Source organism: Microbulbifer mixtoriginis (SeqCode) (genome assembly GCF_052466695.1).
Genome location: NZ_CP174285.1, coordinates 1,755,858 through 1,776,539 on the forward strand (window position 1 = coordinate 1,755,858; position 20,682 = coordinate 1,776,539).

Annotated in this window: 22 protein-coding genes; 6 read left to right on the forward strand and 16 right to left on the reverse strand. The window is 49.7% G+C overall.

Annotated features, from left to right (window positions below; genetic code table 11):
• Positions 1 to 264: 264 nt before the first annotated feature.
• Entirely contained in the window at positions 265 to 1,416 is a 1,152-nt protein-coding gene (locus ACJJI0_RS07620) for a serine hydrolase domain-containing protein (protein WP_444885386.1), read from the forward strand.
• 901 nt (positions 1,417 to 2,317) lie between these two features.
• On the opposite strand, the gene ACJJI0_RS07625 is transcribed toward ACJJI0_RS07620, so the two are convergent.
• The 4 genes from ACJJI0_RS07625 to ACJJI0_RS07640 form a co-directional block, all read right to left on the reverse strand.
• Complete coding sequence (locus ACJJI0_RS07625) at positions 2,318 to 2,692, reverse strand: hypothetical protein (RefSeq protein WP_252085423.1); 375 nt, start codon at positions 2,690 to 2,692, stop codon at positions 2,318 to 2,320.
• Positions 2,685 to 3,239, reverse strand: a complete 555-nt coding sequence (locus tag ACJJI0_RS07630; RefSeq protein ID WP_444885387.1) for a sigma-70 family RNA polymerase sigma factor — start codon at positions 3,237 to 3,239, stop codon at positions 2,685 to 2,687. Before ACJJI0_RS07630 ends, ACJJI0_RS07625 begins: the two co-directional genes overlap by 8 nt.
• Positions 3,240 to 3,249: 10 nt before the next feature.
• The gene (locus ACJJI0_RS07635; protein WP_444885388.1) at positions 3,250 to 4,050 is read right to left on the reverse strand and encodes a DUF6249 domain-containing protein; all 801 of its coding nucleotides are present in this window, start codon (positions 4,048 to 4,050) and stop codon (positions 3,250 to 3,252) included.
• Positions 4,051 to 4,115: 65 nt separating this feature from the next.
• Complete coding sequence (locus tag ACJJI0_RS07640) at positions 4,116 to 4,403, reverse strand: hypothetical protein (protein WP_252085420.1); 288 nt, start codon at positions 4,401 to 4,403, stop codon at positions 4,116 to 4,118.
• Positions 4,404 to 4,580: 177 nt separating this feature from the next.
• Here ACJJI0_RS07640 and ACJJI0_RS07645 point away from each other — a divergent pair, with 177 nt between their 5' ends.
• The 3 genes from ACJJI0_RS07645 (at position 4,581) to ACJJI0_RS07655 (ending at position 6,443) form a co-directional block, all read left to right on the forward strand.
• Entirely contained in the window at positions 4,581 to 5,186 is a 606-nt protein-coding gene (locus ACJJI0_RS07645; protein WP_444885389.1) for a DUF924 family protein, read from the forward strand.
• Positions 5,186 to 5,803, forward strand: coding sequence for a LysE family translocator (locus ACJJI0_RS07650; protein ID WP_444885390.1), 618 nt, complete (start codon positions 5,186 to 5,188; stop codon positions 5,801 to 5,803). The genes ACJJI0_RS07645 and ACJJI0_RS07650 overlap by 1 nt, the downstream gene beginning before the upstream one ends.
• A 343-nt stretch (positions 5,804 to 6,146) precedes the next feature.
• The gene (locus tag ACJJI0_RS07655) at positions 6,147 to 6,443 is read left to right on the forward strand and encodes a YebG family protein (protein WP_252085417.1); all 297 of its coding nucleotides are present in this window, start codon (positions 6,147 to 6,149) and stop codon (positions 6,441 to 6,443) included.
• 170 nt (positions 6,444 to 6,613) lie between these two features.
• Here ACJJI0_RS07655 and ACJJI0_RS07660 read toward each other — a convergent pair whose 3' ends face one another.
• The 3 genes from ACJJI0_RS07660 to ACJJI0_RS07670 form a co-directional block, all read right to left on the reverse strand.
• On the reverse strand, positions 6,614 to 7,009 hold the full coding sequence (locus ACJJI0_RS07660) for an MAPEG family protein (protein ID WP_444885391.1): 396 nt from the start codon (positions 7,007 to 7,009) through the stop codon (positions 6,614 to 6,616).
• A 167-nt stretch (positions 7,010 to 7,176) separates the two neighbouring features.
• Positions 7,177 to 8,478: an amidohydrolase family protein gene (locus ACJJI0_RS07665; RefSeq protein WP_444885392.1), complete on the reverse strand. Its 1,302-nt coding sequence runs from the start codon at positions 8,476 to 8,478 to the stop codon at positions 7,177 to 7,179.
• Positions 8,475 to 9,887: an amidohydrolase gene (locus tag ACJJI0_RS07670; RefSeq protein ID WP_444885393.1), complete on the reverse strand. Its 1,413-nt coding sequence runs from the start codon at positions 9,885 to 9,887 to the stop codon at positions 8,475 to 8,477. Before ACJJI0_RS07670 ends, ACJJI0_RS07665 begins: the two co-directional genes overlap by 4 nt.
• Before the next feature lie 318 nt (positions 9,888 to 10,205).
• Here ACJJI0_RS07670 and ACJJI0_RS07675 point away from each other — a divergent pair, with 318 nt between their 5' ends.
• Positions 10,206 to 11,840: a two-component system sensor histidine kinase NtrB gene (locus ACJJI0_RS07675; protein WP_444885394.1), complete on the forward strand. Its 1,635-nt coding sequence runs from the start codon at positions 10,206 to 10,208 to the stop codon at positions 11,838 to 11,840.
• 102 nt (positions 11,841 to 11,942) lie between these two features.
• Here the strand turns inward: ACJJI0_RS07675 and ACJJI0_RS07680 are convergent, their stop codons facing one another.
• The 7 genes from ACJJI0_RS07680 to ACJJI0_RS07710 are packed head-to-tail and all read right to left on the reverse strand — an operon-like array spanning position 11,943 to position 16,993.
• A complete protein-coding gene (locus ACJJI0_RS07680; protein WP_252085412.1) occupies positions 11,943 to 13,109 on the reverse strand; it encodes a glutathionylspermidine synthase family protein in 1,167 nt (388 codons plus the stop codon).
• Between the two features lie 3 nt (positions 13,110 to 13,112).
• Positions 13,113 to 13,736 (reverse strand): DUF1190 domain-containing protein, encoded by a 624-nt coding sequence (locus ACJJI0_RS07685; protein ID WP_444885395.1) that lies wholly within the window; start codon positions 13,734 to 13,736, stop codon positions 13,113 to 13,115.
• Positions 13,737 to 13,748: 12 nt separating this feature from the next.
• A complete protein-coding gene (locus ACJJI0_RS07690) occupies positions 13,749 to 14,165 on the reverse strand; it encodes a DUF350 domain-containing protein (RefSeq protein WP_252085410.1) in 417 nt (138 codons plus the stop codon).
• 15 nt (positions 14,166 to 14,180) lie between these two features.
• Positions 14,181 to 14,834, reverse strand: a complete 654-nt coding sequence (locus ACJJI0_RS07695) for a YjfK family protein (RefSeq protein ID WP_252085409.1) — start codon at positions 14,832 to 14,834, stop codon at positions 14,181 to 14,183.
• Entirely contained in the window at positions 14,819 to 15,892 is a 1,074-nt protein-coding gene (locus ACJJI0_RS07700; RefSeq protein WP_444885396.1) for a potassium channel family protein, read from the reverse strand. The genes ACJJI0_RS07695 and ACJJI0_RS07700 overlap by 16 nt, the downstream gene beginning before the upstream one ends.
• 4 nt (positions 15,893 to 15,896) lie before the next feature.
• Positions 15,897 to 16,592 carry a PspA/IM30 family protein gene (locus ACJJI0_RS07705; RefSeq protein WP_252085407.1) on the reverse strand — a complete coding sequence of 232 codons (696 nt, stop codon included), beginning with the start codon at positions 16,590 to 16,592 and terminating at the stop codon, positions 15,897 to 15,899.
• On the reverse strand, positions 16,589 to 16,993 hold the full coding sequence (locus ACJJI0_RS07710; RefSeq protein WP_444885397.1) for a DUF2170 family protein: 405 nt from the start codon (positions 16,991 to 16,993) through the stop codon (positions 16,589 to 16,591). Before ACJJI0_RS07710 ends, ACJJI0_RS07705 begins: the two co-directional genes overlap by 4 nt.
• 148 nt (positions 16,994 to 17,141) lie before the next feature.
• On the opposite strand from ACJJI0_RS07710, the gene ACJJI0_RS07715 reads away from it, so the two are divergent.
• Positions 17,142 to 17,447: a DUF6471 domain-containing protein gene (locus tag ACJJI0_RS07715; protein WP_252085405.1), complete on the forward strand. Its 306-nt coding sequence runs from the start codon at positions 17,142 to 17,144 to the stop codon at positions 17,445 to 17,447.
• A 101-nt stretch (positions 17,448 to 17,548) separates the two neighbouring features.
• On the opposite strand, the gene ACJJI0_RS07720 is transcribed toward ACJJI0_RS07715, so the two are convergent.
• Together ACJJI0_RS07720 and ACJJI0_RS07725 are read right to left on the reverse strand one after the other, a co-directional pair.
• A complete protein-coding gene (locus ACJJI0_RS07720; RefSeq protein ID WP_252085404.1) occupies positions 17,549 to 17,851 on the reverse strand; it encodes a hypothetical protein in 303 nt (100 codons plus the stop codon).
• A gap of 103 nt (positions 17,852 to 17,954) precedes the next feature.
• Positions 17,955 to 20,648 carry a DEAD/DEAH box helicase gene (locus tag ACJJI0_RS07725; RefSeq protein WP_444885398.1) on the reverse strand — a complete coding sequence of 898 codons (2,694 nt, stop codon included), beginning with the start codon at positions 20,646 to 20,648 and terminating at the stop codon, positions 17,955 to 17,957.
• Between the last annotated feature and the right edge of the window lie 34 nt (positions 20,649 to 20,682).

A 20,682-nucleotide genomic window follows, 5' to 3' on the forward strand; every position in this document is an offset into this window, starting at 1 on the left:
ACTCTCAACTTCTTTTATAAGCTTTGCACAAGCAGCTTCTTGGTATTAGAAGGTTATTAACATCATCATTTCTGTATAAATTACCCCAAAAATTTTCTGCATAGGATTTCCCCCTCACAATTACATGCTTTTTAGGAACTTAAACAAAACGATCTAGTCAGAAATCGAAGTAGTACGCCAATAACCTCGAAATTTCGTACCACTTTTAGCGGTAACTAAGATCTGACTCAGTTTTCAAGTTACTTTTAATACAGGCTTATCATGATGCATAGTCGGCACACAAAAATTCTGTCAAAGATTTTTCTTACAATCGCACTCTTAGCAGTAACCGTTGCTGTACGTGCGGACGAAGCACTGCAGACATTTCTCGAACAGACACTTACCACAGCACGTGACAAAAACGATCTTCCTGCCGTCGCCGCGCTGATTCAAATCGATGGCAAGACCGCTGCTATAGCTGCAGACGGTTTTCGTGCGCATGGCCATATGGAACCAGCCACTATCGATGATCGTTGGCATATTGGATCGAATACCAAGGCGCTAACTGCAACAATGATCGCACGCTTAGTTGAGCAAGGTATCATGCGATTTGAGGATACACTCGCTGATTCTTTTCCGGCTTTCGCAAAAAATATGGACCCCGCTTACCGCAACATTACGATCACGCAATTGCTCAGTCATACCGCAGGCTTACCATCTCTGACCGACGATAATGAACTTCCTCAATTTGAAGACTTAATCGAGTCAGTACCCAGCATTCGGGCGCAACGTATTGCGATTGCACGCAGTTACCTTGCAATGCCACCTACATCCGCAACTGGTTCATTTAAATACTCCAATCTCGGTTACATTATCGCGGGAGCCATCGCCGAGGCACGAACAGGCAAGACTTGGGAGGATCTCATCAAGGAACAGATCTTTACTCCGCTCGGCATAAAGAATGCAGGATTTGCAGCGCCCGGATCCTCTGGCAAGTTGGACCAACCGCGTGGTCATAAAAAAACCTGGTGGGGCAAGCTCGTACCACTCGATCCCGCTGACATACAAAGTGATAATCCTCAAGCGCTCGGCCCTGCCGGCACAATCAATATTTCTCTTAAAGATTGGATTCTCTTCGCAGAGGACCAACTCAATGGCGTACATCGCCGCGGTAAATTATTGAAGTCCGAAACTTATCGCAAACTACACTCACCCGTAAATGGTCATTACGCACTGGGCTGGGGGGCATTGTACGATCCGGAGTTATTGCTGCTTACACACACCGGTAGTAACGGCTATTGGCTCACCGACGCACGTATCATGCCAAAGCACAACATAATTTTTCTAATCGCGATGAACTCTGCTGGTGATACTGCAGAAAAATCAATGAAAGATATCCGCAAGCTTCTTATGGAGCGCCTAAAACCATTTGAGTGAATCTAAAAGCGGACTTGTCTTGACAAGTCCGCAATCCAGCGGCTACTGGAATATATACTTGATAATTAATTAAAGTCAGCAGCGCTAATCGGATAACTATCAGAGCCCGCCTCCAAGATCCAAGCCCATGGCTCTGCAAATAAAGCGAGTCAATTATATTCCTGACAGAATAATCTCACGGAAAACGCATACCGTCACCCGCCACAAGAATCCTATTTATCATACATAGTACTGAGCAATTTATTTAAATATAAAGACTCAGAAATACACTGAAACTTGATGAAGCTATAGCCTTCAATAGAGAGAATCCTTAAAGATGTAATCTAGCATTTCCATTCAGAGAAAAATCATAGCTTTCTCTTGCCGCCTTTTAAGAGCCACAAGTTCCAACCTAATTCATCCATGCCAGCCAACATAAAATTTAAGAAAAATGGCCAGTAAAGCCTATGGAGAGCTTTGATGAATGGCAGCCACCTTTTAAGGCTCCATCACTGTTTGAATTAGAAGAATTGAATATTACCGCAGAGCGTTAAACAGGCTTTGCCCACTGCCATATTAAGTGTGGTGGCACTCTTCTCGATGGCAAGGAAGTTCGTGATACTGTTCGAGCGATTTTCTGCTTTATCAAATTGGAAGAATCGTGACATGTGGCGCACCGCCATATCTCCACACCAGCCAACCAAGGTGCATAGAAAATATAGCGCTCAAGTCAACTCAATGCTGAATGCATTAGCGCTGCTCAGTAAATCGGGGCCTTAAGTTATAAAAGACATCGGGCTTTTGAAGAGAGGAATCTCCAAGCCCATAGAAGCCTGGGGGTATAAGGTATAATAGTCCGCCTCTAATTCATCATTAGAGGCGGCACAGATTTTGTGTGGTGTGCTTCCCCGCTACAAGATGATCAGCGACGAGCGGCAAAGATACCGCCGGCCATCACTACCAGCGAGGAGAGCATTCCCACACCAACCAAACTATAAAGACTGATAGACTGGCGCGCGGCTTCGTTAAGCACTTCGCCAAAAGGAAATTGCCAAGCAACAATACCCGAAGCTGCCAGCACAGCGATGTATTGAACGCGACTGGCGCGACGTTCGTTCTTCTTGGAGGGCATTGGCAATTTTGCCATGACGCTCTCGCAGAAACCGTCATCGTCCAGGTAGGGCTCATCGAACTGCAGCTGCTCTGCCAGCCAAGCATCAAATTGTGGGTCTTTGCCCTCTATAGTTAAATCGCCCAAGGCGCCACCCTTTGTGTTGCGCTGTTCAAAGTTAACCATTGACCACCTCCTCGCGCCACGGCTGCAACAAGCTCTGTAGCTTTGCTCGCGCGCGGTTGACATGGGATTTTACCGTACCTAGCGGCAACTTCATAATACTTGCCGCTTCCTCATGGGAGAAGCCCCGCTGCATGCACAAGTGTATCGCCTGGCGTTGGGCATCGCTTAAAGAGTCCATTGCGGAGTTCAGGTCCCGGGCCATCCCCAGGCGCTGAGACTCTTCAACCGACTCTTCCGCCTGGGCCCGATCGACCGCCTCCTGATCCACTTCTGGGGCGTTCTTGCGTTTGTGGCTCATGACGAGATTGTAGGCGATCCGGTACAACCAGGTGCTAAAGCGGGCATCTCCCCGAAATGCCGGCAGCGCCTTATAGGCCTTAATAAAGGCCTCTTGCGCCATATCATCGGCCAGGCCCTGATCGCCATCACACAGCTTGCGGAGCGAGAATCGCAGCTGGGATTGATAGCGACGCACCAGCTGGGCATATGCCCGCTGGTCCCTGTCTTTGACGGTGCGCCTGATCAAATCCTCATCATTGAGGTCCATATTTCGGTCCCTACGCCTGCTTAGTATCGAGCTTCCAGTTGATAAAGCGGGCCAGGCCGATAAACAGTGGGATCAAGCCCAGACTACCTACCCCAAATCCTGCAAGGGAAGTGAGCCAGATAAACACTGCAGCACCCACTGCGATTAGAGTAATCCCTCTGTCCCCAGTATTCTTAGGGCTGCTATCTTCCAGCATATCCAACATCTCAGGCGGCACATCCCGACCATCGGCCACCATGTTATTGATATTTTCCATCACCAGCTGTTTCTTCCTGTAGCTATTGCGAGTGACCAGCCACACGATCAACACCGGCATACCGAACACACAAAGTAAGGCCAGAATTGGTAAAGTCACCACTTGGTGGAAACCAGAATCTGATTGAGACTCTTCCCAACCCTCATGTGAAGAGCCATATTTTTTTGACAGGCCAATCTGCACATTGTCTGGCACACTATCTAGCGCCTCTTCAGCCACCTGTCCCCGCTCATCGAGAATCCCCTTGCGCTCCAGTTTCTCGATAATGCGCTGGCTCAGAGGGCCTCCGAACTCAGCTCCCAAGTCCACCTGGACCTCACTGCGCTCGCCGTCCTCTCCCTGGGTTTTGATGGTGAGCACCCCCTCCTCATCACGCATGATGCGTACACGCGTATCTGGCTTAGATGCCTCACTTTCCATTGCCGGCGGCTTTGGCGGGTTGGGTATTGTGCTGCTGTCATCCTGTGCCCAGCTGCCCATCGCGGCAAAAGTAGCTGCCAGCGCCGCCAACCAGTAGGTAGCTACCCGCAGGGGTTGTGAATCTCTCGCTCTCATTAGTTACTCTCTAATCGTTGTCTTTCTTGTACTGTTTAACCGTCGGCCCGGGGAAGCCCTGCACACTACATCACTGTCATGCGGCCTCGGCTGTAAGGTCCGGGGGTGGCGCCTTGGGGAGCTCTCTCCTCGGCAATCCGCACCGGGTAGGGAAGCCCGCTGCCTTCAACCTCACTGCCTGACTTACATTCATTGAGCTTTTGCATAAAGTGCTGGTCTGTTTTCTCAGTAAGCTGACGATGAATATCATCCACCGAGAATCCCAGCTCCGCCGCTCCGGCCTGCATGCCGCCAAGCGCCAAAATCAGTACGGCGCAAAATTGTACCTTCTTAAATGATCCCGCAGTAAACATTGTGACCTCCAGATCGCTTTTCCTTGTACACCTCTATGACGGAGCCAGAACCGATTTTGGATGCAGGCGCAAAAATATTTTTTTAAACATTTTGTAGAAGGACTACTTCCTATGGCTACTGGACCAATAAGTACAAAAGTCGCAATAATCGGCCTGTAACCATTGGGGAGCTCGTAGATGACCGGTATTAAGGAAATACTGATCTTTTGGTTTGGTGATCCCGCTTTAAATTACCGCCCTACACCTGAGCGGCAGAAGCGGTGGTTTTCGGCAGACCCAAAGCTGGACAAGCAAATGGCTGAAGACTTTACCGAAATCACCAATATGGCCCTTGAGGGAGAGCTGGATCACTGGCGCCAAAGTCTGGAGGGCGAACTGGCCCTGTTGCTGTTATGCGATCAATTCGCCCGCAATATCCACCGCGGTAACCCTCTGGCCTTTGAGGGGGACCCACTGGCTCTCGATATCACCGAGTCGATTCTACAGAGGGCAGATGAGCAAAAACTTGGGCTGTTTCAGCAGATTTTTGTCGGCATGCCACTTGAGCACAGTGAAAACTCCGCTATCCAACAGCGCTCCGTGGCATACTTCGCCCAGTTGCAGAAGCAGTACGGGGATGATGAGTCCATCGCCCCTTATCTCGCCACCCACTATCGATACGCCCTGGCCCACCAGGCGATTATCGAGCAGTTTGGCCGCTATCCGCATCGCAATGCGGCCTTAGGCCGCAATTCCACTGAAGAAGAAAAGCACTGGCTGGCACAAGGGGGCGGCTTTAAATAATGGATTTACTCGGATGGTTATCACTTGCAGGTATCTGTGCCCTAGGCGCAATGTCACCAGGCCCTAGCCTGCTTATCGTAATGCGCTGTTCCGCCTCCGGTCTTCGGCAGGGCCTCGCCAGCGCCATTGCGCACGGCGCCGGCGTTGCCGTTTACGCTGCGCTGACAGCCTTTGGCCTCGCAGTACTGATTACCAGCTCTCCACTACTATTCAGTATTCTGCAATGGGCCGGTGCAGCCATGTTGGTATACCTGGGCTGGAAGGCCTTCCGAGCCCCGGCTCCCGGCTCAGGAACGACCCAGTTGGAAGCCCCCCACATGAGTGTTCGCCGCTCGATCGTACAAGGTTTCGGGGTGGCCTTCTTTAATCCCAAGATCGCGGTATTCTTTACTGCCCTATTCAGCCAGTTCGTATCTGAGCAGCAGGCTCTCACAACCAAGCTCGGAATGGCTGCCATGGTTTCAGGAGTCGATACACTATGGTATTGCATCGTTGCCCTGGCAGTTCATGCCAGCCGCAAACGTCAACTGGTTAGCAAGCACCTCGGCCACCGCATCCAGCAGCTGTTTGGTCTGCTCCTGATTGGCTTGGCCGCACGTTTGGTATTCACTATTTAGTGGGTAGGACCTAAGCACCATCTCCGTACAGACGTGCCAAAATCGAAACTTTCCCCCGTAAGAATGATAATTAGGCACTCCAAAAAAACAGGCCCGCAAACGGGCCTGCACAGTGCGGAGGTTGCAGCCTGGATGCCTGGGGGGAGTACATCCGGCTGCAGTGGCGCATTATGACAGTTACGACAGCTTCCTAAAGACGAATTATCGCAATAGCAACTCTCTTGAGCACAACGAAACAGCCGCCATTTCAGTTCCAACCACCATTGACACTGAATATTTATACAGTTACCGTATAGCCATACAAGCAAACTGGAATGTCTTAAAGGCAATTGGGAGGCATATCATGGCCGTAGTAGCTGTTTGGAAATGCGATCGAGACGGAGCAATGTTCGACAACAAAAAAGATGCTGAAGAACACGATAAGATGCTGGAGCTTGCAGCCAACATTACCACGCTCATTGAGCGCAGTATTGAAGGTATTGATGAGCAGGTGAGCGAAGAGATCGGCCTGTTGCTGGCCAAGCGTCGCGATGCCCTGGCCAAAGCCTGCAAAGGCAAACCAGAAGTTCTGTTGGAAGAAGATGAGAGCGGTGAAGAGTCCTCCGACGAGACCGTTACTCCCTTTGCTGCAAACCAGTAAAACTACCAGAAGAAATTTTCTTGTAGTAATTTAAAGTTTCATCCCTGTACTCTGCCCGGTTCAACCGGGCTTTTTTGCTGGGCTTCAGTATTTAGCTGAAGCCTCTCACCGCATAAAGATCGTTAATCGTTCCAGATCGCCTAAAAAATTCTTTACTGCTACAAACGCTTTTACAGAGACCTTATCGATATCACAATATTGATCACTGCGAGTATTAGTATCACCAGCCAACTGATTAATGTGCCCCAAAAGCGTCCGGCATGGGTACCTCCCTTACCCGCTGTCAGGCCATAAGCGTGGAAAATGCGGGATAGAAAAAAGGCGACTCCAAAGACATGCAACCACAGTGCAGATAAGCCCCCTAGCTCCGCAAGCAACAAGAGCAGTAATGCGATGGGGGTATATTCAACCGCATTCGCGTGCACGCGCACACGAATCTCATTATGACGATCCTCGCCAGTGCCAATGCCTACTCGCTTAGTGCGACGAAACTGAACGACCCGGCCTGCCAAGTAGATAATGAGGATTGCACAGAGGCTGGCATATAGCGCTGTAATATTTACCATGGCATTTTCCTTTTTCTTATTAATACGAGATGTAAATATATCCCTATCACCACACAGCCCACCACACCAATGCTAAACAAGTGGCTGGACCTTTTTGTTCATTTTTCGTCACACAAAAAAAGAGCGGGCTTTGCCCGCTCTTCATCTGCTCACAAACTAAGCACTAGTTAATTGCGATAGCCAAAGTCGTGCCCCTTGCTCGGCTTAAGATGACGATCGCGCAGGCGGGTTGAACGAGTAACCAAAGATTGGGGCTCTCCCTCAATCAGTACCTGTTCAGGGTAGCTGGTTACTTCCAGTGGATCACCGCTCCAAACTACAATATCAGCATCGGCACCTTTCTCCAGGGTACCGCCACTAAGGCTAAAGATATCTGCCACATTTGTACTGATAGACTTCAGAGCCTCCTCGTAGGACAACCCGTGGGCAACAGCATTACCAGCAGACTGACGTGAGAGGTATACATTGTGAGTAGAAGCGTAGTCGGGACCACTAATGGCAACTTTCACACCAGCTTTGGTTAACAAAGCAGCATTATCCAGGCGGGCGCCAAGGCTGGAGAAAGAAATGGGCAGGTTGTTAATCGCATCAATCACGACAGGCACCTGAGCTTGGGCCAGCTGCTCCGCCACTATCCAACCTTCAGCCGCCCCCAGCAGCACCAGCTTTACATTGTAAGTCTTAGCCAACTCAATAGCCGCAAGGATATCGCTGGCACGATTAGCTGTAATTAATAGCGGTTCCGTTCCATTAATCACCGGCTGTAAGGCCTCGAGATCCGCAAGACTATAATTCAGCTCTCGCCACTCTCCCAGACGAATCGCTGCACGATTGTCCCGGTACTCCTTAGCCTCATTCAAGGCATTCTCAATTTTTGCATAGGCGTTTGCACGGCTACCACCGGCCAGTTGAGCACCGGCCTCACCCAAATAAGCCTTCTGGGCAACATCTTCCGCCTCGACACTATCGAACTCACCATTGAGTTTGATAGCAAAGCCGCGTCCGGCAAACACTCTCTGGGCCTCTACCGCAGCGCTATCCCAAGTACTGATAGCTGGAAACACCACGGCGCTGGTAACACCACCAGCCCGGTTAAAAGGGATCAATGTAGATTTGGGGTTGTATGCGGGTACAGGATTGAAGGCGCTGCCGATACTCTCACCAGTTACCGCATGGTCGTTGGTGCCACTGGCTGCGCTGATCTCCACCAGCCCCAATTCAGAAATGGGTGCAATAACTCCAGGAGTCACCACCTTGCCTTTCGCATCAATTACCCGATCGGCAGACATATTCAGCGAGGGAGCCACCTGCTCCACTTTACCGTCCACTACCAGCACATCGGCAGATTCCAGTGTGCCCATATCAGCTAGGGTGTGTACCTTGCCGCCCTTTATCAGGATACTTTGCGCCTGAGCCCCTGCTGTCAAAACCCCCAGGGCCAGCGCATAGAATACAGCTATTTTTTTCACAGTCGCTCTCCCTCTGCATTGAGAATACCAAGCTCAAAATCACTGCGCGGTTGGCGCTTTTTATCGGAGCGATCGTACATCAACTCCCCATCGATAAAGACCTGATCAACATGGGTATAAACACTGAACGGGTTGCCAGACCAAATAACAACATCGGCCATCTTACCCTTCTCGAGGCTGCCGGTTTGCTTATCGATACCCAGTGCCTTAGCGGGGTTCATGGTCATCCAGGTCACAGCATCCTTTGGCTGAATATCGAAACCAGCGCGCTGACCTGCAGTCATCGCTTTAGCAACTTCTTCATTCAGGTGCTGAACGCCCACACCGGAATCCGAGTGAATCATCGCACAGGCCTTGGCCTGATCGACGATAGCAATATTTGCCTCTGTCATATCGAAGGCTTCGTGCTTAAAGCCCCACCAGTCAGCCCACATCGCAGCACATACATTGTTCTCCGCCAGCAGGTCGGCGACTTTGTATGCTTCTACTGCGTGGTGGAACGTAGAGATCTGGAAATCGAACTCCTTGGCAACATCCATCATCACCGCCATTTCCTCTCCGCGATAGCAGTGATTGTGTACCAGGATATCGCCGTTCAGAACGCCTGCCAGGGTCTCTAGGCCCAGGTCTCGCTCTGGTTCATCTCCACCCTTCTCTACATATTCTTCCCACTTCTTCTTATAATTGCTGGCCTCAATCCAGGCGTTGCGGTAGCCAGCTACATTACCCATACGGGTTGAGGGGGAAGTACCTTTACCACCATAAACACGCTTCGGATTCTCGCCACAGGCCATCTTCAGACCATAGGGCGCACCGGGAAATTTCATGTCCTGTACGCTGCGACCCGGTACATTTTTGAGGGTTACACTGCGGCCACCGAACAAGTTGGCAGAGCCCGGTAGGATCTGCAATGTGGTCACACCGCCAGCCAGGGCTAAGGGGAACTGGGGATCCTGTGTCCATACAGAGTGTTCCGCCCATACCTGCGCGGTGTTGGGGGATGTCATCTCATTGCCATCCTGAGAGGACTCAATAGAGGGGGCGGGATAATCTCCCAGGTGAGAGTGCACATCGATAATTCCGGGGGTCACCCACTTACCTTTGCCATCGACCACCAGTGCGTCCTTGGGAGCCTCAAGATCTTGACCGATCTTTGCAATCTTTCCGCCTTTCAATAATAGGTCTGTGTTCTCTAATTGCTCCCCAGTCCCAGTAAGCAAAGTGGCATCCTGAATCAGCACCGGCCGGGACTGAGTAACAGAATAAGTTGAAGGGAAAGCATCCAGGCGAGCAAAATCCAGAGATCTCTGCTCACTCCCGGCTTTCTTCTCTCCGCAGGCAGACACCAACAGCGAGGCACAAAGCAAAGCCGCGATGCCGCGCCCGAAAACTCGAGAATGCAGCTGCATAGTTATTCATCCAATGGTTTTGAAGATGGCGGTGAATGCTATCAGTTTGTCTGACCTTAGCCACTACTTAGAGAAGAAAAGTTCGCTTCTGAGAAGAAAAGCCCCAAAGAATTAACGAGAAACTCGTCTGCTCTGCAAGTGGATACCCATCACATTTGAATAAACACACAATTACAAAAGGGTTTATAAATGTCGGCATGTCAGCAAAGACTGCAAACCAGCTCTTAAAAGGCCCCGCGTTCCCTATATACTTTTTTGTTTCTACATGATGCAGTTTCTGGTGAAAAAATACTCAATAATTATTCCGGAGGAGAATAGGTGATCAAGGAAAACAGCTTGCCGGTATTCCCCACATCCACTTATGTCACCAGTAGCCAAAGCCGGGATTCCCAGCAAGTCTATGAGGCTTTACGTAAAAGTGAAGAGCGCTATCGCGAACTGGTTGAGCATGCGAATTCCATCATTATGCGCTGCGACAGGCACGGGCGAATCACCTCTTTTAATGAGTATGCTCAACAACTTTTTGGCTACTCTGAAGCAGAAATTATTGGGCGGCACCTGATCGGCACCATAGTGCCCGCCTGCGAGTCCAGCGGCCGGGATCTACGTCAACTCATTCAACATGTTTGCGATAATCCACAAGAACATCGCTACAACATTAACGAGAACATCACCAAGTCTGGCAAGAGGGTTTGGATTGCCTGGACTAATAAAATCCTTTCAGATGAAAGTGGCTGCCCAACGGGCATACTCAGTATTGGAACCGATATCACCAAACAGCGCCTGCTGGAGGAGGAGTTACGCCAAGCGCAAAAAATGCAGGCTATTGGCGAGCTAGCCGGCGGCATCGCACATGACTTCAACAATATGATTCATGGAATCAGTGGTTATGCCGAGGTTATCCAGCAGATAGCGGAAGATCCCCGTATCAGCGAATACACTAATCATATACTCACTACTGCCCGCCATGCCGCCGAGCTGACTAAGCAGCTGCTTACCTTTGCTCGCAAAGGTAACTATCAACTAAAAGATTGCAATACCCATGAAATCACCCGCGATGTCTGTGCCATGCTTGAGCGCACCATTGATCGGCGTATTCGTGTTGAACAGCAACTAGAAGCTGGCCGGCCTCATGTAGTCGGCGATCCCGCCCAGTTGAAAAGTGCATTATTAAATATCGGCATCAACGCCAAGGATGCCATGCCGAGTGGAGGCACTCTGCGTTTTAGTAGTAGTAATATTACCTTTGAAAAAATTACTACTATCGCAGATTTTGAAGTGCAACCTGGTCATTACCTGTTAATCACCATTCGCGATAATGGTACAGGTATGCCCCCTGAAGTGCGCCGCAGAATTTTTGAGCCTTTCTTCACCACTAAGGAATGCGGCCGGGGTGCCGGACTGGGTCTCGCCGCAGTGCATGGCACCATCCATTTGCATAAGGGGGCCATACAATGCCATAGCATTGAGGGAGAGGGCAGCACCTTTAATTTGTACCTGCCGATTGCCGAAGCAAAAGTAAGTAGACTGCAAAAACAAACTGTACCGCAATCTGCCAAACGCCAACTTCGTATTATGGTGGTGGACGATGAAGCCATTGTCCGCAGCTATTCGAAAACACTCTTTGAAATGAATGGCCACAGCGTAACCACTTTCGCTTCGGCGGAACAGGCGATCACCTATTACCGACAGCATTACGATCAGGTAGACCTGGTGATTCTCGATATGATTATGCCCGGAATGGATGGCCAGGAACTATTCGCCTTTCTGCAGCGCATCAACCCGGAGGTGAAAGCATTGCTTTCAACCGGGTTTAGTGTCGATAGCAAAGTCCAGGAAGTTATCAAAGATGGGGTTCTCGACTGTATCCAAAAACCTTTTACTTACGATAGGCTCAGCAACAAAATTGAGGAATTGATTTTAAGCGGGCAACTGATAACAACAGCGCTTTGAATATCTAAAATGACTTGTGTCTTAAAGCAAAAAAGCCATTTACTCTATGAAAATGGCACACTTACACGAATACTTGCCAGAGAAATTACTCTGGCAAGTATTTTAAAGGATAATATGCGGAAGGTAGCGACTCATATCCTGAGTTATAAGATTACTATCCTCGCGAATTGAAATACCCGCAGCCATATCATCCACTAGCCAGCTACCCACCAGGGTAAAACTCTGACCAAACTTCGGCAGTGGATGCATAGCCTGATAGATAAAGCCCTCTTCTCCATAGGGCCCATCCGAAAGCGATTGCACATCTTCTCCGCGTACTACTGAAATATTGGCTCCCTCACGGGAGAAAATGGGCTTCTTAACCAGCTCCGAATAGCCCTCAGCTTTATCCAGCTCATCTTCGAAAAATGAAGGTAGTAAGTTGGGGTGCCCAGGAAACAACTTCCACAACATGGGCAGGAGTGCTTTATTGGATAATATCGCCTTCCAGGGTGGTTCCAACCAACGTACGTTATTGCCCCCCAACAGAGAGCCAAATTCCTCGCGGAACATAAACTCCCAAGGGTACAGTTTGAACATCCAGGTAATTACCTGATCGTCTAAATCGGTAAAATCTCCCTGCGCATCACAACCAATATCTTCGATAAATACAAAATGATTAGTGATGCCGGCTTCACTGGCACAATCTTGCAAATATTGAACCGTACCGCGGTCTTCTACCGTATCTTTGCAACAGGCAAAATGTAGTTCTCGACCAGGGGTCAGGAACTGTACATCGCGAAAGCGATTAACCAGCTTTTCCTGCAGGCTGTTAAATTGATCAGACTGTAGGGGAAGTGCCCGCCTATCTACATTATCCTGCAACCAAAGCCACTGCCAAAATCCCGTTTCATATAGGCTGGTAGGCGTGTCGGCGTTATTCTCATAAAGTTTGGCCGGACCCTGCCCCGAATAGGCAAAATCCAAGCGAGAATAAAGGCTGGGGTCACCATTTTTCCAGGAATCGCGGACAAAATCCCAGTGCTGCTCCGGTATGCGGAAGCGCCTTAACAACGCCTCATCCTCAAGCACCTTAGCGACAACATCCAGGCACATTGCGTGGATTTCTTCGGTGGGGTCCTCAATATCCTGCTCTATCTGTTCCAAAGTGAACTGATAGTAAGCAGTTTCATCCCAGTATGGCTCCCCATACATGGTGTGAAAATGGAAACCAAACTCCTGCGCCCGCTCTTTCCAGCGCGGGCGTTCACCGATCGGCAACCTCAGCACCAATCAGCCCCCCCAGCTTCGGGAGCGACTGCTACTAGAGCGTCCGCCACCCCAGTTGGATTTGGCTGAAGCGACTGCACCAAAGCCCCCGCGTGAAACCGTCTTGGTAACCTTGGGCTTGGGATCCATCGCAGTCTTATCTACGGTATAGGAGTTTTTACCGTAGCGACCGATAACCTGACCATCAGCGGTCATCAGGCGATCATAATAGCGGGAGCCGGAGGCAGAATAACGGTATACCGGGTTGTAATGACCGTAGGAGTGATAGCGCCGGTCATTATCATTCAATAAGGACGCGACCATAAAACCAGTCATCAGTGGCATCCAAAAACCGCTGCTACTCTCGCGACAACTACCGAACTCCGTCTCACACTGGGACAAATTGGCATATTTGGGCCCAGTCCGCTCAGCTTCCGCGAGGGCCTTCTGGTAAGCCGCCTCACATTGGGCTTCATCGAGCTGTGTATTATTCACACAGTCCTCGACAGAGGACACCACCTTAACCTCTTCATCGGAGGAGCAGCCCACCAGAGCCACGGTGATACCCATAGCCAGGGGGCGTAAAACAAAACTTGCCCCCCTGCCCTTGCGCATCCGCGCAAGATTAATATTTTTACTACGCTTCATCCTCACCTCCGCTTAATAGCTCATGCAAGCCGCGTTGAGGACACCAACAGAAATAGTGGTAGCTGCCAGCATAATACCCGCGCTAACTTCACCGTCTTCAATACGCTCAACAATACGTGGCATAAAGCCAAAACGAATAATCGCAAAGGCAATAAGCTGAGCGATTAGAGCAACCACTGCCCAAGTGGCAAAGTCAATAATGGAAACAGAGTTGCTGGCAGCGCCGCCAACAGCAATGGCAAAACCCAGCACCGCACCACCAAATCCAATGGCAGCGGCTGCGTTTTTGTCTTCACGGATCAACTTCCATTCGTCATGGGGTGTCACTAGTGCATAAAGAAATTTAAACGCGATTAAAAATACCAGTGACAGGCCAAAATAGGCCGCAAAATGAAGGATACCAGTCATCAAATCGTAGGGCTGGTCCATTAATACATCTCCTTATTATCCGTGAATAGTCAGCTGTGATGGTGTCAAAGTTATACCGGTACTAATCACCAGACTGCGACTCAGGTAACCTGCGTCCTCCTCTTTCTCTTCCGCTGAAAGGAACAGGGATTCGGTACGCTGATCGGACAAATCGCGTTCAAAAAGCATGGTGAATTGGTCGGTGAGGGAATAGTCCCCATCGGCGTCATAGGTCTTCTCGGCCATATGCACCGGGTTGTGATAATCACCAGTAGCAGTCCAGACTCTCTGATAGTTACGGTCCTGCAATTGGTAATTAGCTGCACCGATTTCCTGCTTTAGAAGCCTGTCCCAAACCTGCTGATTGGCGACATCGAGGGTATCGTAAAAGTGAAACAGCTTTACGTCTACTACATGCTCATCACTTTGACCGCCTTCTGCCACAACCTGTAGCCAGGCATCGTCATCGGTATAAAACCGATAAACCCAAGCTCCATCGAGCTCTACAATTCCGGCGGCTTTGATAATCTGCGTTGGAGAACAGGATTCAATCGTGAGTTCATCCAGTATCAGGCGAATAGCCAATGGATCCAGTTCAAAACTTGCGCCGAGTCGCAATCCCATAATTTCCGGGGTTTTCACCTTTGGAATATCTTTACCTTTGAGTTTGTCAATCAGCTTGGTAAACACGTACCTGTCCCCTCTCCTTCATTCATTTTTATATCGAAGCAGCGCTTTTCTGTAAGCCGCTTAGCAGAAATGTAATAGAGCATATCCCCCCTGTTCACCTCATCGGTCAACGCGGGGTTTACATTAATTTTAACTATTCCCTGACGACGCACGGCAATCAAGGTTGCGGACAAATTCTTTTTGAAATGATCAAAGAGAGCAGAAAATAACAAAGGCCGTTCACCCTGATACTCAATACTGTACTGAGTCATTCCATAAGTGCTATCCAGTAGCTGCCGGTGTAATCTGGCAGAACCGGGGTCCAGGGAGGATTTAGCCAGTAATTCCACCGCTACTGAGGGGATGCATTCAATATTCGGGCAGTGTGAGCGCAATAGCTCACCGACATTTTCATCCTGGAAATAGGCTGTTTTATGACTATTGGGACTGAGTTTGTCACAGAACAAAGCTGTGGTGAGCGTGACATCATCCAGGGGATTATCGATAATGATTCGCGCGGCATCGACAAGTGCGGCGCGCTGCATGCTCTCAATATGGGAAAAGGATTCAACCCGGACAAAATCAATTTTACCCGGCATGGGATTCTCGATATCGGCTTCGACACAAAGCACGATATCTGTTGCTGTACCATTGGTTTTCGATAACAGCAGCTCTATCAAACGAAGGGTTCGCGTTCCATTCCAGCCAATTATAACCGTGTGATTTACATGGTTTGTCATGCGCAACCCTCTCTTTCCTCTATGCACAAACTCTGAAATTACAAAGCCCACCTTGGTAAGCACCAAAGCGAATAGACTCAATCCAAAGGGGATCACCCAGGTTGCCACAACCACTTTACCTGCGGGCGTTACCGGCGAGAAATCGCCATAGCCTACTGTGGAAGCAGTCACTATCAGCCAATATATAAAGTTGGCGGGGTCAACTATCTCATGCTCCCCTGCAACACTGAGTAATAGGTAACTCCCCATTACATAACCCAGCACGCCGACAAGAATGGTTAGTATATTGGCCTTAACAAAAAGCGACGCCAGAAGGCGCCGCACTCGATAAAGTAGCACTGGATCAGGCCTTTTGGCGGCTCGCCAGTAGCTGGGCCAGCTTGTCGCTGCCGCTGACCTGGCCTCCGGGCTTAATGCCCGCCGCCTTCAGCTTGGCGTCCAGACCAGAGCCGCTTTCCTCTGTTGCCAGCTCTTCAGCAGCTTCCAGCTCCGCAGCACGCTCCTGTTGCTTGGTCTTGATACGATCAAGGCTGTCCAGGGCCGTTTTGATTTTGCTGTTAGCCCCCATATGGCGGGAGGAAACGGCTACTTGGGCCTTTTGTACAGATTCGGTGGCCTTGATCTGGTCAATCTGCTGCTCCATACGGCGGACATTAATTTTCGCCTTGGAGATATTCCCTTTCAGGGTACGCTCAGAGTTGATGAAGCCATCTAAGAGGCTCTGTTCCGTTTCGAGTTGAGCTTCCAGCTCAGTAACACGCTCGGCACACTCCAAAGCCAGGCTATCATCACCTTTCTCGCTGGCACTGATTGCGTGGTTGCTGTAAGTCTCAATATCGGCTTTTAGAGACTCTACCTTACTTTCTGCCAGCTTGCGCTTGGCCATGATTTTAGTCAGGTTCTCATCACAAGCTTTCAATTCGGCCTTTGCCTCCCGCAGTTCTTGATCGAGGATACGGATAGACTGGCTGTCCGCAACGGCTTCAGTTCCTTCATTGACCGCGCCTTTCAAGGCAGTCCAAATTTTTCTCAGGCTCATGCTACACCCTCCATTTCAAAATGATCAGCATATAAATCCAGGAAGTCACCCACATTGGAGAACAGGGTTTCAACTTCTTCAATTACCACTTCGTCCTTACTGGACACAGACAAAGCGCCAAAAGCGACATAGTAACGCTCACCGCCAATCATGGTGATGGCGATCGACGTCAAGGGAACCAGTTGATGAGTCTGGAGAATCAACTCATTAAGGGCGACCACGTCGGCTACCTGGCTGACCGGGAACAAGATGCTCTCGACAACGATCTGCTTCTCACCGACATAAACGAATGCATCGACTCCTTCGTCATTGGAAATACTGAGGCACTCTCCCTCAGATTCCACCACCCATCCGGTGTGGCTTTCCGCCAAATGGCGTAGATTCTCATGGTTCCAGGTCATCTCGACTCCCTCGCTGTGGAATATTAGTCACAAATATAGCATCAAAAAAAAGGCGGTCAATAACTTATTTCAAACTTATGTTGCAAATAATACACACAAAGATAATATTTACCACATAAGTGACATCAACTGTAACGGAGTCGAGCCCATGGACCACAAGCAAAGCCTCAGCAACCAGCAAGCACTGGCTCCGTACAAACAGGCTATCGCCCGCTATGTGCGCGCATCTATGGCTTTGCGGGGTATGCGTTACGGGGATCTCGCCCAGGCCCTGGCCGAAAGAGGGATTTCAATGACCACGGAAAACCTGCGTAGCAAGGTGAGCAAATGCATGTTTTCTGCAGATCTACTGGCAGCCATCATTGATGCCTTATCGGTGGAAGACAGCGCCATGCCTGAAATCCTTAAGCAAGCGCGAGAACTGCAAGATCAAGGACTCAATACCGAACAATAGAGAAGCTAACATGCTCTATCACGCAGTACCAATAGGAAGTAAATCGCTAAACTCGAAGACAGAGCATGCTATAAAATCTAGCAACCAGGCCCGCTGAATAGCTAGTAGTGATGGAGCTTATAAACCGGCTCACCGTTACCACATTTACCGACAACCTCTGGTTCAGAGAGTTTGGCTCCTGCCGGTATTATTTTATTGGTTGGCCACCATACAAAACAGGCATAGCGAAAATTGACTGCCCAGTTACAGTAAAGGCGGCCGTCATCCTCCTCATAGAATCGCGCCTGACAAAAGCTTAAGGTCGGGCTTCGCACCCCCTGTTGCTGCTGGGCATCCACAAATATCACATCCACAGCTGCTACGGCAGTCACCCAAAAGCAGGGTATTAATAACCACAATTTCATAGGCGTACTCGGCTAAACTGCAAGCTGAACTCCTATAAAGCCTAGCAGCCCCGGCGCAACTTTCATTTTGTGTATCCACTTCTAAGAGTGAGCCCCCACTACCCTAAAGGTGATCCCTCTTCAAAACCGCAAGAATACGTCTAAGGCAGCTCTCTGGGTCACGCTTCCAGCTGGCATAGGGTAATGGCAAAACAGTAACCCCCGCCCTGTGCAACACTTTATAAGTCTGGGTAGTAAAGTGATACCGATACTCCCCAGGAAAACCGATCAAATCCACCCCCAGGACTCGGCCATGGTATTCGCAGACCACATCAATACGCTGGCCGGCGATAGGGAATGCAACCCAATGTCTGACCTCCGCCATCCGTAGGCTCGCACTCACCTCTTCAGCAAACTCGCAGGGAAAGACTTTTTGTGGAGTACTTAGGCCCGCCTCATGTTCAAAATCAACATAGCGCCGCAGCAAGTGCTCAGGTGACAGAGATTCTGGGCTGATGGAATAAGCCACCAACTGCCTCTCTTTAGCCCGGGTCACAGCAACATTAAACATGTCGGCACGATTAAGATAAGTCGCTGCACGCAGAGACTGATTGTCTACAGAAAAAGACAAGAGCATCAGGTCCCGCTCCTCTCCCTGAAATCCGTAAGGGGTTGCAACCAAGACGGAGAAACTGCGCAGCACATCTGTCGGGAAGGCCTTATCCACTTCGGATGCCAGATAATCCGCCTGCTCCCTGAAAGGAGAAAGAATTCCAACCGTTGGCTTGAGTGGTGAGTCGGCATAGCGATGAGTATGTTCACGCAGCTGTTCAAGTATCCAATCCTTTTCCAGCCGATTTCTGCCATTTTTTGCTCGCTTTCCCTCCAAGTAATGCAGAGTTAAAGTCCTTTCACTGGAGGCTACCGGTCTAGCCTGCATTACCTTGAGTCGATCTGTATAAAAAGCGTTATTGCTAAAAGCAATTAACTCCGGCTGACTGCGATAGTGTTCATCCAGTAAGGTAACGGCCTGTTGACTACCCAGGGAGTCAGAGACAATATCCAACAAGGACTGGTCCCGGTAACTCAACTTCATAGGCAATTCTTCAGGGCTGCCTAGGTCTTCCCACAATTGTTGTTGTTGCGCCACAGATAAAAAGGAGACGTGACGCAGCTGCTTGCCATCCCCGACGACAACCGCACGTTTTGCTCGGTGTAATGCTGGTAGGGCGCTGGCGATATCACACTGGGTGGACTCATCAAAGATAACGAGATCAAAGAGCTCGCGGGAGAGAGGCAATACTTCATTTAGCTCATCCAGGCTCACAAGCCAAATTGGGTACGCCTGTAAAACAACCTGCATATTCGTTTGAGCAAAACGCTCTGCTTGCGTTTTGGAGGTTCTAGCCCTGAGAGCCTGATTGAAAGCCGATAAATGCCTTCTTTCATGCTTTAAAAGATTAAGAAGGGCCTCTTTTCGATAAGCATTAATAAATTGAGACGCATGCCGCTCAAAATTTTTACGCAAGGTCCCGATTACCTCCTGGAATTCCCATAGTGATTCCGTATCCAGTTGCCGACCTAAAATGCGCAATCTCAATGCCAGCAACCAAGCACCAAAACCTTCGGAACCGAGTTTCTGAGCGGCACTTAACGCCCCATTAAAACGGCGCTCAGCTTTACGCATTGATTTGAGTATTACTTTAAGACCACGCTTTTGGTTGGCAGCGCTCACCTCAGGAGCTGCAACCCCCTCTTTGAGCAAAGAATCCAAATGAAATTTCAGGCTGGGTATAAAACCCTTTTCACCCGCATGTACATACCCTTCCTGTAAGTCATAGGCCTCACGCAACTTCTGTCGTACAACATCTATGGCCTGGGGAGTTTTAGAAACTACCAAAACAGTATTGCCATGCAGCATTTGGTCAATCGCCATTGCGGCAATGGTAAAACTCTTACCGGTGCCTGGCGGGCCGGAAACCAGACTCAAGGGCATCTTCGCAGCATTTTGCAATGCCCTTTCCTGAGCCTCACTCAAAAGTCCCGGCAACATCTCCGGCTCACTGTCACTTTGCCGGAAATCAACAACCTCCTCCCCGAGGGCCAAATTTAATGGAACAGAAAAGTTTCGTTCTCGGCCTAGAAGTTTCAGCTCATGAAGGACACCGCGCGATCCCCGCGACCTATCAGCCAGAATGAGGGCGCAAGCACTACTTATTGCCAGAGCTGGAGCCCTACCCAACTCATCACAATCAACCGCCTGTAGATTCGGCCAGCGACTAATCTCTTCAATACCGGTTAACCGACTGTTTTGTTCCAGCCAGCGCCCCATAGCTGCCACCTGGGGACTATCCAGCGGAAAGCTCGGTATAGGGAAGCTATCTGTTACTCTCGAGTCTATATCCGGCTTAAGGATCAAGCGCAGCAGTGGAAGGTTGATATGGAGATCAGCCGAGTTGACCTCCACAAAATACTCTTCGTCAGAACAAAGACGGGCAGGAAAATACAGTAGCGGGGCACACAATTGACGCTTGGAACTAAGCCCTAGCTGGCTCGGGAGTTCACCAGAGATCAAGAACACCGAATAGATTAAACTGCGCTCTTTTCGGTAAGCATCCGTTAGCTCTACGAGCTTAGTAGCCGAGGTTCCCACCAATGGCACTCTGGGTAACTCTCCACTGGCTAAAAAGTCCCGCTCTCTGAAAAATACCCGGCGATTACCCGCAAGCCGGGCAATATTACTCAGTGATAAATCATGACTATCCGCCTGATAGCAGCGTCTGAAATATTCGACCAACAATTTGGAGGAGTCCCGCATAACCATCCATATTTCCAATTAAAGGCAAAGCCCT